The following is a 14,281-nucleotide window of genomic DNA, read 5'->3' as shown; positions in this document are numbered from 1 at the left end:
CGTCAAGGGTCGCGGGCACTCTCGTCATCGGACCTATGTTCGGAGGACGGCGCGCGCATCGCGCCGACCCGTCCGCGCGTCTCGCGCCCGCATCCGTACAGGGGATCCCGCCATGCAGCCGACCGCGACGCACCCCACCGCTCGAGTCGACGACCCGACGTCTCGCCCGATCCGTGTCGTCTCGATCCCGGCCGCGCACCCCTACGTCGGCCGGGTCTCCGCATCACCCGAGATCGACGTCCTGGACGATCCGCCGGTCGAGGGAGCGCCATCGGGCGTCTGGTGGCCCCCCGTGGCCCTCGATCCGAGCTGGATCCGCGACCACGCCGGCGATGCCGATCTCCTGCACATCCACTTCGGCACGGAGTCGTTCCCACCCGGACACGTCACCGCGTGCCTCGAGGCCGCGCACGAGGTCGGCTGGTCGGTCGTCTACACGGTGCACGACCTCGAGCACCCGCAGCTCGAGCACCAGGGGGCGTACGGGGCGCAGCTCGACGAGCTCGTCCGCGGCGCCGACGCGCTGGTCACGCTGACCCCCGGCGCCGCCGAGGGGATCCGGGAACGCTGGGGTCGCGAGGCGATGGTCATCGCTCATCCGTCACTCCTCTCGGACGACGTCGACGTCCCGCTCGTGCTGCCGTCGGCCGGGTTTCGGGTCGGCGTGCATCTGAAGGACCTGCGCCCCAATGTGGACGCGGTCGGTGTCGTCACCACCCTCATCGACGCGGTCGAACGCCTGCGTCGCCGTGGAGCGGACGTCGTCGCAGAGATCCGGATGCACCACGTGGTCCGCGATCCGGAGGCCCGCGACACCGTCCGACGGCTTGTCGGCAGATCGGAAGCGGCGCTCCTCATCGAGCACGAGCGTCTCGACGACCTCGGACTCGCCATCGCGCTCAGCCGCCTGGACGTCTGCCTGCTCCCCTACCGGCACGGCACGCATTCCGGCTGGCTCGAACTCTGCTGGGATCTCGGCGTGTCCGTCGCCGTCCCGTCCGGGATCGGAGCGTACCTCGAGCAGCATCCCGACGACACGGTCTCCGCGTACGACCTCGGGGACGGAGCATCACTCGAGCGTGCCGTCGGCGAGCTCCTCGAAGCGGATGGCGCGACCCGAGCCGGTTCCGCCGGTCGGAGCGCCACCGTCGCCGAGCGCCGCGCCCGTCGCGTCGTCGACGACGCCGTCGGCGCAGCAGCGCACGCCGGGCTGTACCGCCGAGTCATCTCCGAGCACGCCTCGTGACGGCCGGTCCACGACTGCGCGTCGTCGTCATCGCCCCGCTGCGCTTCCCCATCCGTCGTCCACACGCCGGCGGTCTCGAATCCGCCGTGTGGTCGGAGGTCACCGCGCTCCGCGCACGAGGCCACGAGGTGACGTTCATCGGCGTCCGCGGGTCCGACTTCGTCGAGCGCGGCAGCGTCTTCGAACTACCGGAACTACGGTGGCCGCGCTGGTCCTCCCCCGACGACGAGCGGTATCCCCCGGGCCACATGACCCGATCCGTCCCGGCATTGCGCCGTGCGCTCGAAGCGATCGCCGCTCGGCCAGGGCGATACGACGTGGTCTCCAACCACTGCCTGGACGCGCTGCCGGTGGAACTGGCGCCCGAGCTGGGCGTCCCCATGATCACCACCCTGCACACACCGGTCGACGAGGCCGTCGCCGCTGCCGCGAGCCGGGCCGGTTCCGACGGCAGCCGGTTCCTGGCGGTGAGCGAGTTCACGAAGCGCACCTGGGCGGCGGCCGGTGTCGAATCCGAGGTGCTCCTGAACGGCATCGATCCGGATGCCTGGCGGGCCGGCCGAGGCGGCGAGGACCTCGTGTGGTTCGGACGGGTCGTCGCGGAGAAGGCCCCGCACCTCGCGGTCGACGTCGCCCGCCGACTCGGTCGCCGGCTCGTCATCGCCGGTCGCGTGGGTGATCCGGTGTACGCCGAGCGCGTGCTGTCGCCGCTGCTGGGACGTGACGTCCGACATGTCGGGCCGCTCGACCCGGCGCGACTCGCCACGCTCGTCGGACGGAGCGCGGCAGCGGTCTCGACGCCGGCGTGGGCCGAGCCGTTCGGTCTCGTCGCGCCGGAGGCGCTGATGACCGGGACACCGGTGGTCAGTTTCGCGGTCGGAGGTGTGCCCGAGATCGCCCAGGCCAGCGTCGGGATGCAGGTGGTCGAGCCAGGAGACCTGGCCGCCATGGCGGACCGCGTGGACGGGTTGATCCGGCAGTCGGAGCTGGACCGAGGGTTCCGCGCCTCGATCCGGGCATCCGCCCTCGCCCGGTTCTCGCTCGACGCCAGGGTGGGCCGGCTCGAGGAGCACTTCGCGGCGCTCCTCGGCGACTCGCCGGTGCTCGGTTCCGGTCGCGTGGACGAGTTCAGCTCGTGAGGCCGCGCATCGGTTGGTACGTGCACCACCACGGACGGGGGCACGTGACGCGTCTGCTCGCCGTCGCACCCCACCTCGACGCCGACATCGTCTGCTTCAGCTCGTTCCCGGCTCCGGGGGGACTCCCCTCGAACTGTTCCTGGGCGGTGCTCGACCGGGATGACGACGTGCCGGACGACGCGTCTCCCCCGGACGACTGCGATCCGACCGCAGAGGGGCTGCTGCACTGGGCGCCACTCGGCCATGCCGGTCACCGTGCTCGTCTTGCGACCATCGCCGCCGCTCTCGCGCAGCAGCAGATGGACGCGATGGTGGTGGACGTCTCCGTCGAGGTGGTGCTCCTCGCACGCCTGCTCGGTGTCCCCACCGTCGTCATGGCACAGCCGGGCCATCGCGACGACGAGCCGCACGCGCTTGCCTTCCGTGCGGCGTCGACGATCATCGCCCCATGGCCTCAGGGTGTGCTGCAGCTGGAGCACCTGCGTCCCGTGCAGGACAAGGTGGTGTACACCGGCGGCATCAGTCGCTTCGAGGGACGGGAGCGGACGTCCGCGGAAGCCGGGCGCAGCGGGGTGCTCCTCCTCGCCGGTGCCGGGGGTTCCGCGGTGTCACGGGATGCCGTGGAGGAAGCCGTACGCGCCAGCGGTCGCGATTGGACCTCGCTCGGCACCGGTGCCGGGTCTGTCTGGTCCGACGACCCGTGGGACGCGCTCTGCCGGGCGGAGGTGGTGGTGTCGTGGGCCGGTCAGAACGCGATCGCCGATCTCGCCGCGGCCGGCGTCACGGCCGTCGTGGTCCCACAGGAACGCCCGTTCGACGAGCAGGTGTCCACCGCCCGTGCACTTGAAGCCAACGAGCTGGCGGTCGTGCGGGCGTCCTGGCCCGACGCTGCGGACTGGCCGGCCGTCCTCGACCGGGCTGCGGAGCTCGACCCCGACTGGTCTCGTTGGCAGGTGGCGGGCGCCGCCCGACGGGCGGCTGAGGCGATCGAGGCGGTCGCGGCCGGCGATCCTGCAGGGGGTGGGCGATGAGGACGTCGATCGTGACCCTGTGCTCGCGCCCACGACTCGGGCACCTCGAACGGCAGCTCGAGGCCGTCAGGGCGTTCATACCGACGTCGGGTGACGTGGTGGAGGGACTCGTCGTGTGGATCGGCGACGACGCACCACCGGCTCTCGACGCGGAGCTGACGGTCCACCTCCCACCGGGGCCCGACGGGCTCCGTCTCGCGGCAGGTCGGAACCTCGGTGCCGCGCTGGCCGTCGAGCGCGGTGCCGACCTCATCGTGTTCCTCGACGCGGACTGCGTCCCCGGGCCCGCACTGCTCGACCGGTACCGCGAAGCGTCAGCTCGCCATCCGGGGGCCATCCTCTGCGGACCGGTGACCTATCTGCAGCCCGGCGTGGACGTCACCGACCACCACGCGTTGGCGGCGGCGACGGCACCACATGCCGCGAGACCGAACCCGGAGGACGGCGCGGAGCGTGTCGCCTCCGAGGACGAGTACCCGCTGTTCTGGTCCTTGTCGTTCGCGACGACTGCGTCGACGTGGTCCCGGACCGGAGGGTTCGACGAGGGCTACGAAGGCTACGGCGGTGAGGACACAGACTTCGCGTTCGCCCTGAGCGCGGCGGGGACACCACTCGTGTGGGTCGGAGGCGCGCACGCCTACCACCAACACCACGAGACGCAGCGCCCGCCCTGGCAGCACTTCGACGACATCCTCCGGAACGGCGCGCGGTTCGCCGACCGGTGGGGAACCTGGCCGATGACCGGTTGGCTGGAGGCGTTCGCTCAGGCCGGCGCCGTGCGGCGGGTGGGTGAGGACTGGGTCCGCGTTCAGCCGACCGCGACCACCAGCGCGATGGCGACGGGCTCCGGCGCATAACGATCGACGGGACAGTGCCGTCTCATCGGCCACTGCCCGGGCGTCACTCGTCAGCGACGAATCGCACCCGGTGGACCGCTGCGCAGTCGTGTGCTGCGCTGGAGCCATCGGACGGCGGGCAGATCCTCCGGCCAGTGCACACGCAGGGTGCTCCAGCCCCGACGCATCCGGAGCGCGAGCGAACCGGTGTCGGTGAACGGGCGCATCGAGATCCCCATTCCGAGCGAGCGGTCGAAGCGCACGCGTCGGTGGAGACCCAGATGGGCCGAGACGTCCAGATCGTCGTGCAGCTCAGCATCCTCCCGGTGCACCGCCTCCGCGATCTCCTCCCATGTCGCGCGCAGGATCGCGCAGTTGGACCCGAAGATCGGGACCTGGGCGAGGGCTGCTCCGACGAAGAACCGGTACGCCCCGAGGTAGAGCGCGGCGAGCGGCGCACGGAGCAGGCGGGGACCGTCGATGAAGACGGCGGGGCCGGTGAGTGCCGCCAGCTCCGGGTCCGTCGTGAACGCCTCGGTGATCCTCGTCACCCAGTCCGGCGGCGGCACGCAGTCCGCGTCGAGTCTCGCCACGACCGTCGCGGTCGCGTGGTCGAAGCCTGCTGCGTTCGCCGCGGGGATGCCGGGCATCGGCTCATCGATGAGGACTGCGCCGTACCGCTCGGCGATGGCCGCGACCTCGGCACGATCGCGGCTGCCGTTGTCGACGACGATGATCGATGCGGGTCCGGTGTGCTGCGCGCGCAGGGAGCGCAGACAGCGGCGCAGGAGCGCGGCGTCGTCCTTCACCGGAACGACCACGTCCACGGTCATGGGCGGGTGGACTGCGGTCTCGTGCGTCTCGACCGTCATGCGTCTCGCCCATCCGCCAGCAGTTGTGCCTCCGCGAACACCCGCGGGTGGGCGAGGATCCGGAAGTGACCGCCGGTGTCGAGTTCCACGTTCTTGGCACCCTCGAGTCGGCTGCCGCCCGGGATGTGCGGATCGAAGCGCCCGTAGACGGAGACGATCCTCGGATTGACGGTCGCCTCGCGGGAGAGCGCGAGGATCGTCGGGTCGTCAGGGGTGAAGATGCGGAGGCTCGGGAGGAGCATGAGCCTCGCGTACCGCGATCCGGCGAACGGCGCCGCGACGGCGAGCATCCCCGAGATCCGGGCTCCGCCGCCGCCGAGCGACATGACGTACTTGCCGACGAGCCCGCCCTTGCTGTGCGCGAGGAGGACGACGTCGCCGAGCCCGTTCGCTTCGAGGTAGTCGGCGACGAGTCGTGCCGCCACCGGAACCGAGCGGTCGTTGCGTCCGAGCGGGTCGATCACGTGCACCGGGTGCCCGTCGTCGTGGAGTCGGCGGATGAGCGGCTCGAGGAACCGCCAGGTCTCGTAGACGCCCGGGAGGACGACGATCGGTGACCGGTCGCCGGACAGGAAGTCGTGCGGGTCGGTTCTGCTGACGAAGGCCCGGGCCTGCCAGACGAGTGCGTAGGCGTAATCGCGCGCCCACCACCCGAGCGTCCGCAGCGCTGAACGGATCACCGGCGGTCACCGTCCGCGTGGCTCAACCGTCTCCCCGCAGGACCCCGGGGCGTCGCTCTCTTCCCATGTCCTCACCGTAACCGGACCATCCGGCCTGACCCTGGACCTTGACAGCGACCGGACAGGGCCCGGCGGATCGGGACCGTCGATGGTCGGCGTGGCTCACCACGGGTGCGGTGCGCTGATAATCTGGCAGCTGCGGTGGCCTCGGGGTGTTCGTGTGCCCGGACGATCGAGGAGTGCAGTGGGAGAGATCGACGGAGAGTTCGGCCGCGTCCGGGACGCGCTGGAGCGTCCCGCGATCCGGCTCCTGAGTCGCCCGACCGCACCGGCGGTGGTCGCGATCTTCCGCACCACGTTCGGCCGCGACGTCCAGTTCGTCGCAGCGGACCGTTTCCATCTGCAGGTCGAGGAGTACCTCGGCGAACTCGCGGCTCGCGGTGCGCGGATCCCGGCCGGCGGCGACGAACGCGGTGGCGGACGATCCCTCTGCCGGGAGTGGGTGCACGACCAGTGGCTCGTCCGGACGAGCACCGACGACGGCGAGGAACAGTACTCGCTCACCTCGCACGCGCTCGAAGCGGTCTCGCTCGTCGACGGCCTCGCACACGACCGCGCCCTCATCAGCGAGTCGCGCCTGACCATGATCCTCGACTCGGTGCGCCGATGGGCGCTGCAGGCCGACCCGGACCGTGATGAGCATCTCCGTCGTATCGACGCGCAGCTCGCCGAGCTCCAGGCGGAACGCGAACGGGTCGCGGCCGGCGGCACCGTCGTGGCGGCGAGCGACGACCGGATGCAGGACGGCTACGCCAACATCGCCGACCTCATCCGTCAGCTCCCGAGCGACTTCCGCCGGGTCGAGGAGTCGGTCATCGCGATGCACCGGCGGATCGTCGAGGACTTCCGGAACGACACCCGACCGATCGGCGAGATCCTCGACGACTACCTCCGGCGCACCGACGAGCTGATGACGGCGACGGCAGAGGGTCGGGCCTTCGAGGGCGCTTTCGAGCTCCTCCGCAACGACGATCTGCTCCAGGACCTCAAGCGCGACCTTTCCACGATCCTCGACCACCCCTTCTCGGCCAGGCTCGGGCCCGCGGAGCTCCGTGGCTTCCGGGGTGCCGTCGGGATCATCCGACAGGGGATCGACGACGTCCTCGCGCAGCGTCGGCGGCTCACCGCGACGCTCCGTGACCACATCGTGCATCACGACGTCGTGCAGGACCGCGAGCTCGACACGACCCTGCGAGCATTGAACCAGCGCCTCGGCATCTGGATGCGGACCGCGGGACCACGCGCCTCCGTCGACCTGCCGCTCCTCCCCGAGACCATCGACATCGAGCACCTGCGCGAGCGGTTCTACGATCCGGACGTCGAGGTCGCACCGCCGCCGATCGCGACCGCCGTCGAACGGATCGACGGCGCGGCGATGTCGCTCGACACCCTCCGGTCGCAGGGTGGTCCGCTCCTCGACGAGCTCCGGGCCGGACTCCTCGATGCGGTGACCTCCGGTGCCGAGGACGCCCATGCGGCGTTCTCGGCGCTCGATCCGGAACTCCGACGACCTGTGGAGCTCTTCGGCCTCGTCCACCTCATGACCCAGCTGGGCACGTACGACGAGCAGGCACCACGCCGTCGCTACGAGACGGTCCGTCCGGACGGGACGACCACCGCGTTCGAACTCCCGGCCTTCCCACTGGGTGAGGCCGGTGTCGCAGCGCTGACGCGAGCCACGACGACCACGACGACTGTTCCGGCCGACCAGGCCGGGCGCGGAACGGAATGACATGACCTCCGAGACGGATCCCACCGTGACGGCGACGACCGATTCGACGTCGGACGACCTGACGACGGACGGACTCGACGCCTTCACACCCGCCGACGCGCCGGTCGCCGACCCGGATGACGACTCGTTCGCCCTCTTCGAAGGGGACGAGGGACGCCTCGACGCCGCTCAACGTCGTGCGCTGGTCGCTCTGCTGAAGCACCGCTACGTCAGCCCCGCGCTCCAGCCTGCCGAGTGGCGGACGGTCCTCGAGTCCGAGTCGCTGCTGCGGTCCCGCCTCAACGAGCTGTTCCTGGAGCTCGAAGTGGACCGCTCGGCCGAGGTCGCCTTCAAGCGTCAGGCGGGCTCGGAGAGCGGGCGGCGTCCCTTCCCGACCCTGCTGCACGACACCAGCTACAGCCGCGAGGAGACGATCCTGCTCGTCTACCTGCGGACGCGTCTCCGGACCGAACTGGCCAACGGTGCACGGGCCGCGATCGTCGAACACGACGAGCTCCTCGGCTTCGTCGCGAGCTTCCGGCCCGAGCACGCCACCGACCGCGCCCGCGACGACGGACGCGTCGAGCGCGCGATCGACAAACTGCTGACCGCGCGCGTCCTGCTGCGGACCAAGGACGCCCGCCGCCACCGGATCGCGTCGGTGGTGGAGACGCTCCTCCCCCTCGAGCGCCTCCAGGAACTCCTGGAGTGGCTCGAGACGCAGACCGCAGCGGTCGATCCGGCCTCCGAACAGCCGCGAACCGATGCCGACGCGGACGCGGACGACGAGCCCGACGGCACCGTGGCCGAGTCGCAGGACTCCCCCGACGACCAGACCCAGCCACAAGCAGCAGAGGACGACCGATGAGCCGCTCCACGGACACCGACACCCTGCTGGACCTCGTCGAGCAGTGGCGCATCGAACGGATGCAGGTCATCAACTGGGGTGGGTTCGACGGGTACCGATCGGTCGACTTCGCCTCCCGCGCGACGCTCATCTCCGGCGCCTCCGGAACCGGGAAGAGCTCGCTCATGGACGCGTATCTCGCGGTCATGATGCCGTCGGACGTGCCGTTCAACGGAGCCTCCAACGACGCGGCGGTCGGACGGGCGCGGAATCCAGACCAGCGCAACCTGCTCACGTATCTCCGCGGTAAGGTCGACTCGGCACGGGACCCGCAGACCGGGGCGATGCGCGACATCAACCTGCGCGGCACGGATCAGCTCACCTGGGGTGCCGTGGCGGTGACCTTCCTCAACGACGACGACCGTCGCTTCACCGTCGTGCGCGCCTACCTCGTCCCGCGACGTGCGCTGCGCACCGGTGACCTGTCGATGACCATGGCGACCGTCGACGGGCCGTTCGAGCTCACGGATCTCGAAGCGTTCGTGCCGAAGCGGTTCGACGCCGGTGAGCTCCAGGGTCGCATCCCCGGATTCGTCGTCCGCGACACCTACGCGGAGCTGTCCTACACGCTGCACACTCGTCTCGGCATCGGTGCCGGTGGCGACGGTGGACGGGCGATGCGTCTGCTGGCCAGGATCCAGGCGGGCCAGCACCTGCCGACGGTCGACGGCCTGTACAAGTCGATGGTGCTGGAGCGTCCGAGCACGTACGACGCGGCCGACCGGGCGCTGTCGCACTTCGAAGCGCTCGACGAGGCGTACCTCGCGATGGAGACCGAGAGCCGTAAGGCTCGGGTGCTCGAGCGGCTCGGTGAGCTGCGTCGCGACTACGAGGACGGGCACCGGGCGGCGGCCGACCTCGAGCGCCTCGGCTTCACCGAGGACGGCACGACCCCGTTCACCGTCTGGCGCAGTCGCGCACACGAGGCATTGCTCGATGAAGCGGTCTCCAGGAACCGGCGGGAGAAGCTCGAGGCCGGGGCCATGTTGGAAGCGGCGCGGGCACGAGCTGCTGCCGCGGGTGTCCGCGTCCGCGAGCTCGAGCGTCAGGTGTCGGAGCAGGGCGGGAGCGCGCTGCGGCGTGCCGAGGAACGCCGTGAGGCCGCGGAGGCGACGCACGCCGAGGTGGCACGAGCCAGGTCGCTGTTCGACGAGCGCACCGAGGTCCTCGACGATCCGATCGAGGATGAAGCCTCGTTCCGGCGTGCGCTGGGCCGCAGTGAGGACTTCCTCGCCGACGACGACACCGCGCTCGACGCCATCGAGACCGATCGCGCCCAGCTGCATCGCGAAGCGTTCCCCCTCGAGGAGCGCAACACCGAGCTCCGCCGTGAGCTGCAGTCGCTTCGCGGCCGTGACGGCGCGGTCCCCGATCGACTCCACCGGGCGAGGCTCGCCCTCGCCGAGGCGGCCGGACTCGATCCCGAACAGCTGCCGTTCGTGGCCGAGCTCATCGACGTCGCTCCCGCCTATGCCGCCTGGCGTCCCGCGATCGAGGTCACCCTCCACGGTCTCGCGAGGACCGTCCTCGTCGACGAGGAACACCTCGACGCGTTCGGCCGCGCGATCGACGCCGTCCGGATCCCGGTCCGCCTGCAGTTCGAGGGTGTCCCGCTGCATGAGCCGTCCTCCCCGGACGCGGGCGACCCCGCGTTCATCTCCGGCCGCGTCACGTACCGCACCTCCCCGTTCAGTACGTGGATCGAGCAGCGCGTCACCTCGGACCGGATCGACGCGCGGTGTGTGGAGACACCGTCGGAGCTCTCGGGCGGAGGTCGCCGCGTGACCGTGAACGGCCAGCTGCGTGACGGCCGCCGCGGCTCTCACGGCGACACGGGCGGCGCACCGATCCTCGGCTTCACCAATGAGGCGCGGATCGCGTCGATCGAGGCGGAGACGGCCGAGATCCGCGGGCGACTCGAGGTCATCGCCGGTCGACAGGCCGGGATCCAGCAGCGGCTGTCGCGTCGTGAGGCCGAGCGGGCCGCCCACCGGTACCGACTCGACACCGAGTGGGCCCGGATCGACGTCGCCGGTGCAGCAGCGCTCCGTGACGCCGCCGCGGCCGAGCTGGAGCGTCTGCTCGACGCCAGTGACGTCCTGCAGGAGCTCCAGGGCTCGGTGGCGGCCGCCCAACGTGAACTCGACGCCGCCAACGCGGAGCGGTTCCCGGCCGAGGACCGTGTCAGACGCCTCGACGAAGAGCACGGGGTGCTCGTCGATCAGCAGGACGCGGCGACGACGGTCATCGACCGCTTCGAGCGCTCCGAGGTGGAGGAGGTCTCCCCCGCCGACGTCGAGCGGATCGAAGCCGCCCTCGCAGCGGTGGGCGGCGTGCCGTCACTCGGTGGGTTCGGCGATGCGATGAAGCGGCTCCGCGCCCGGCTCGGTGACGAGTTGTCGTCGGCCGTCCGCCAGGCGGAGCAGGCCGCGCTCGCACAGGTGCACGTGTTCGAGCAGTACCAGTCGATCTGGCACGACCCCAACCTCGGCACGACGCTCGAGTCCTACGGCGACTACCGGGCGATCCTCGACGGCATCCTCGGCACCGGTCTCCCCGAGCGCCGCCAGGAGTGGCGCCGCCGGCTGTCCCAGTGGAGCGGCGAGGACCTGGTCCCCCTCAGCAGCGCGTTCGACAGCGCCGTCGAGGAGATCGAGGACCGCCTGGTCCCGGTCAACGACATCCTGCGCGACCTGCCGTTCGGACCGGCGCACGATCGTCTCAAGATCGTCCTCCGCCGGGTGCATCGCGAGGAGGCCTCCGCCTTCCGGCGCGAGCTGCGCGCTCTGTCGAGCGAGGTCACCGCGAACCTCGGCGACGACGAGTTGGAGGCCCGGTTCCAGCGGCTCCGCCGGTTCATGGAGTCGATGCGCGACACGGGTGCCGGCGCCCAGTCGACCCGCGACCAGGTGCTCGACGTGCGCCGTCACGTCGAGATCACCGCCGTACGGTACGACACGTCGGGGCAGGACGTCAGCGTCTACTCCTCGCTCGGCGACAAGAGCGGGGGCGAGACCCAGGAGCTCGTCGCGTTCATCGTCGGCGCCGCCCTGCGCTACCAGCTCGGTGACGAGGACCGCCCGCGTCCGAGGTTCGCGCCGGTGTTGCTGGACGAGGGCTTCATCAAGGCGGACTCGGAGTTCGCCGGCCGCGCGGTGGTCGCCTGGCTGCGGCTCGGCTTCCAGCTCGTCATCGGTGCGCCGCTCGACAAGGTGACGGCGCTCGAGCCCTACATGGACCGGCTCCTGTCGATCCGGAAGGATCCGGAGACCCGACACGCCTGGGTCGCCGAGATCGAGCGGTCGGCCCCGGCCGAGCCGCTCGAACGCGTCGGATAGCGCTGTTCCGCCGATCTCAATGGATCGCGGCATGACTTGACACGACGTGTGTTCGAACATATGTTCGAACCATGTCCGACCGGCCCGCCGCCCCGCCGATCCGCATCGGCGAGGCCGAGTGGATCGTGATGCGGGATGTGCCCGACCGGCCGGCCGGTCTCGTGAAGTATTTCGCGCCGAGCGGCGCACCGGCCTACTTCCGCTGCGTCACCTGGGCTCCGCGGTCAGAGGACCGCCGACTGATCGGTCGGTTTGCGACGCTCGCCGAGGCGGAGCGTGCCGTGCCGGGTGGACGCCGGTCCGCCGCACCGGCCACTCCCAGCTCCGCGGACGCCTGGGAGCACGGGCAGGTGCCGTGGGACGCAGCGCCGCGACGGAGCGATCGGTACGCCTGAGTGGCCGGTCACCGCTCGGTCAGCGCCACCCGTACCGCGACCGGAGCCCGGTGGCGACTCGAGCGAAGCGATCCCGCGGGACCTGAGCCGCTTCCCGTCTCATGCCGTCGGGGTGCACGCGGAAGACGCGGTCGAGGTTCGCCCAACTCGGACGGCCGGCGCTGTCCCATCCGCCGGTGCCGAGCGGCACGAACTCACCGTCCTGCGAATGATCCTTGCTCGTCAGCTGCACGGCCAGCACCCAGCCTCCGGTCGAGCGCGCCACGATGAGCACCGGGCGGTCCTTGCCACGTCCGTCGCGCTCCTCGTACGGCACCCAGGTCCAGACGATCTCGCCTGGGTCGGGATCGCCGTCGACGGCCGGGGCGTAGTCGATCGACACGGCGCCCACCGTCCGCGGATCGACCTCGACCGTCGCCGTCCGGCCCGAGCGTCCGGGTGAAGCGGCGGTGGTGGTCGGTGGTGTCGCGAGGCCGGCGGTCCGCACCGCACTGGAGGCGGCGCGGGTGGAGGGGCCCAGGAGTGCGTTCGCGACGCGGCGGATGATCGAGGTGAAGGTTGACACGCCGTCACCCTATCGTCCGCGGCCGCCACCCCGGCGAACGACGGACGGGCGCCGTCCTGATGGACGACGCCCGTTCGGCGAATCGATGGCGGTCGAGGTCAGTCGACGAGCGCGTACCCCTCTTCGCCGTGCACGGAGGTGTCGACGCCGGCGATCTCGTCCTCGTTCTTGACGCGGAAGCCGATGGTCTTCTCGATCGCGAAGCCGATGACGAAGGCCACGATGAAGGAGTAGACGAGGACGGCGAAGGCGGCGATGGCCTGGACGGCGAGCTGCTCGATGCCGCCGCCGACGAAGAGGCCGGTCTCGGTCGCGAAGAAGCCGAGGTACAGGGTACCGATGAGACCACCGACGAGGTGGATGCCGACGACGTCGAGGGAGTCGTCGAAGCCGAGCTTGAACTTGAGCTCGACGGCGATGGCGCAGACGGCGCCGGCGACGATGCCGAGGAGCAGCGCCCAGCCAGGCGTCAGGTTCGCGCAGGCCGGGGTGATGGCGACGAGACCAGCGACGGCACCGGACGCGGCGCCCACCGAGGTCGCCTTGCCGTCCTTGAACTTCTCGACGACGATCCAACCGATGATGGCGGCCGCGGTGGCCCCGACGGTGTTGACGACGATGAGTCCGACGTTCGCGAGCTCGTTCAGCCACTCGGCGCCGGCGTTGAACCCGAACCAGCCGAACCACAGGATGGCGGCACCCAGGAGGGTGAGCGGCACGTTGTGCGGCTTCGTGATGCCCTTCTGGAAGCCGATGCGCTTGCCGAGCACCAGCGCGAGGGCGAGTGCTGCGGCTCCGGCGTTGATGTGCACCGCGGTGCCACCCGCGTAGTCGATGACACCGATACCGGCATCCTCACCGAACAGCGTGGTTCCGAGGTTCATGATCCAGCCGCCGCCCCAGACCCACGCGGCGATCGGGAAGTACGCGATGGTCGCGAAGAGACCGGCGAAGATCATCCAGGAGCCGAACTTCGCGCGGTCGGCGATGGCGCCGGAGATCAGCGCGATCGTGATGATCGCGAAGGTGGCGCCGTAGGTCGCCCCCACCAGGTCGGTGTTCGCGGTCTCGCCGCTCGCGAGTGCGGTCATCCCGAAGTCGGAGAAGGGGTTGCCGGCGAACTCCAGCGGGCTGCCGACGGCCGACATGTTGAAGCCGTAGAGGATCCACAGCACGCTGATGAGGCCCAGCGCGCCGAAGCTCATCATCATCATGCTGACGACGCTCTTCGCCTTCACGAGGCCGCCGTAGAAGAATGCGACGCCCGGGGTCATGAACAGCACCAGAGCGGTTGCCGTGACTCCCCAAGCGATACTGCCTGTATCCATTGGATCTTCCTCACACATCGTGGTCTTGCAACGGGTGCCCGAGATGGTGAGGACCGGCTGAGCTCGGCCTCGCCGTCCGACTCGGTACAGCGACCAGTCTGGGGAACGGAGGTTTCCGCACGACTGTCAGCGTGTTTCCGACGTGTTACGCGAGTGCCGTCCAGGTAAACAGC

General features: G+C 70.5%; 12 protein-coding genes. 8 read left to right on the top strand and 4 right to left on the bottom strand.

Features of this window, described 5'->3' with window-relative positions:
- The first annotated feature begins 112 nt into the window (after positions 1-112).
- From A4X17_RS01070 to A4X17_RS01055, 4 genes are read left to right on the top strand one after another with little or no spacing between them, the layout of a single operon-like run.
- Positions 113-1,246, top strand: coding sequence for a hypothetical protein (locus A4X17_RS01070; protein WP_064293805.1), 1,134 nt, complete (start codon positions 113-115; stop codon positions 1,244-1,246).
- On the top strand, positions 1,243-2,385 hold the full coding sequence (locus A4X17_RS01065) for a glycosyltransferase (protein WP_064293804.1): 1,143 nt from the start codon (positions 1,243-1,245) through the stop codon (positions 2,383-2,385). The genes A4X17_RS01070 and A4X17_RS01065 overlap by 4 nt, the downstream gene beginning before the upstream one ends.
- 44 nt (positions 2,386-2,429) lie before the next feature.
- Positions 2,430-3,416 carry a glycosyltransferase gene (locus A4X17_RS01060; protein WP_231884255.1) on the top strand — a complete coding sequence of 329 codons (987 nt, stop codon included), beginning with the start codon at positions 2,430-2,432 and terminating at the stop codon, positions 3,414-3,416.
- Positions 3,413-4,273 carry a glycosyltransferase family 2 protein gene (locus tag A4X17_RS01055; RefSeq protein WP_064293802.1) on the top strand — a complete coding sequence of 287 codons (861 nt, stop codon included), beginning with the start codon at positions 3,413-3,415 and terminating at the stop codon, positions 4,271-4,273. Before A4X17_RS01060 ends, A4X17_RS01055 begins: the two co-directional genes overlap by 4 nt.
- Before the next feature lie 50 nt (positions 4,274-4,323).
- Here A4X17_RS01055 and A4X17_RS01050 read toward each other — a convergent pair whose 3' ends face one another.
- Complete coding sequence (locus A4X17_RS01050; RefSeq protein WP_064293801.1) at positions 4,324-5,124, bottom strand: glycosyltransferase family A protein; 801 nt, start codon at positions 5,122-5,124, stop codon at positions 4,324-4,326.
- Positions 5,121-5,801 carry a triacylglycerol lipase gene (locus tag A4X17_RS01045; protein ID WP_064293881.1) on the bottom strand — a complete coding sequence of 227 codons (681 nt, stop codon included), beginning with the start codon at positions 5,799-5,801 and terminating at the stop codon, positions 5,121-5,123. Before A4X17_RS01045 ends, A4X17_RS01050 begins: the two co-directional genes overlap by 4 nt.
- 247 nt (positions 5,802-6,048) lie before the next feature.
- Here A4X17_RS01045 and A4X17_RS01040 point away from each other — a divergent pair, with 247 nt between their 5' ends.
- The 4 genes from A4X17_RS01040 (at position 6,049) to A4X17_RS01025 (ending at position 12,215) form a co-directional block, all read left to right on the top strand.
- Positions 6,049-7,596 carry a DUF3375 domain-containing protein gene (locus A4X17_RS01040; RefSeq protein ID WP_064293800.1) on the top strand — a complete coding sequence of 516 codons (1,548 nt, stop codon included), beginning with the start codon at positions 6,049-6,051 and terminating at the stop codon, positions 7,594-7,596.
- 1 nt (position 7,597) lies between these two features.
- Positions 7,598-8,443, top strand: a complete 846-nt coding sequence (locus A4X17_RS01035; protein WP_064293799.1) for a DUF4194 domain-containing protein — start codon at positions 7,598-7,600, stop codon at positions 8,441-8,443.
- A complete protein-coding gene (locus A4X17_RS01030) occupies positions 8,440-11,820 on the top strand; it encodes an ATP-binding protein (protein ID WP_064293798.1) in 3,381 nt (1,126 codons plus the stop codon). Before A4X17_RS01035 ends, A4X17_RS01030 begins: the two co-directional genes overlap by 4 nt.
- Before the next feature lie 71 nt (positions 11,821-11,891).
- The gene (locus tag A4X17_RS01025) at positions 11,892-12,215 is read left to right on the top strand and encodes a hypothetical protein (protein WP_064293797.1); all 324 of its coding nucleotides are present in this window, start codon (positions 11,892-11,894) and stop codon (positions 12,213-12,215) included.
- Between the two features lie 19 nt (positions 12,216-12,234).
- Here the strand turns inward: A4X17_RS01025 and A4X17_RS01020 are convergent, their stop codons facing one another.
- Both A4X17_RS01020 and A4X17_RS01015 read right to left on the bottom strand, forming a co-directional pair.
- On the bottom strand, positions 12,235-12,780 hold the full coding sequence (locus A4X17_RS01020) for a type II toxin-antitoxin system PemK/MazF family toxin (RefSeq protein WP_231884253.1): 546 nt from the start codon (positions 12,778-12,780) through the stop codon (positions 12,235-12,237).
- Between the two features lie 98 nt (positions 12,781-12,878).
- Positions 12,879-14,108 carry an ammonium transporter gene (locus tag A4X17_RS01015; protein WP_064293796.1) on the bottom strand — a complete coding sequence of 410 codons (1,230 nt, stop codon included), beginning with the start codon at positions 14,106-14,108 and terminating at the stop codon, positions 12,879-12,881.
- Positions 14,109-14,281: the final 173 nt, after the last annotated feature.

Origin of the sequence: Plantibacter sp. H53, assembly GCF_001650455.1 — a bacterium.
GTDB classification, from domain to species: Bacteria; Actinomycetota; Actinomycetes; order Actinomycetales; family Microbacteriaceae; genus Plantibacter; species Plantibacter flavus_A.
This window is presented reverse-complemented; position numbering and strand designations above follow the sequence as displayed.

Excerpts from the sequence above, each read along its gene's own strand:
- A4X17_RS01070 (WP_064293805.1), top strand. The coding sequence starts at position 113 with ATGCAGCCGACCGCGACGCACCCCACCGCTCGAGTCGACGACCCGACG.
- A4X17_RS01055 (WP_064293802.1), top strand. The coding sequence starts at position 3,413 with ATGAGGACGTCGATCGTGACCCTGTGCTCGCGCCCACGACTCGGGCAC.
- A4X17_RS01050 (WP_064293801.1), bottom strand. The coding sequence starts at position 5,124 with ATGACGGTCGAGACGCACGAGACCGCAGTCCACCCGCCCATGACCGTG.
- A4X17_RS01035 (WP_064293799.1), top strand. The coding sequence starts at position 7,598 with ATGACCTCCGAGACGGATCCCACCGTGACGGCGACGACCGATTCGACG.
- A4X17_RS01030 (WP_064293798.1), top strand. The coding sequence starts at position 8,440 with ATGAGCCGCTCCACGGACACCGACACCCTGCTGGACCTCGTCGAGCAG.
- A4X17_RS01025 (WP_064293797.1), top strand. The coding sequence starts at position 11,892 with ATGTCCGACCGGCCCGCCGCCCCGCCGATCCGCATCGGCGAGGCCGAG.
- A4X17_RS01015 (WP_064293796.1), bottom strand. The coding sequence starts at position 14,108 with ATGGATACAGGCAGTATCGCTTGGGGAGTCACGGCAACCGCTCTGGTG.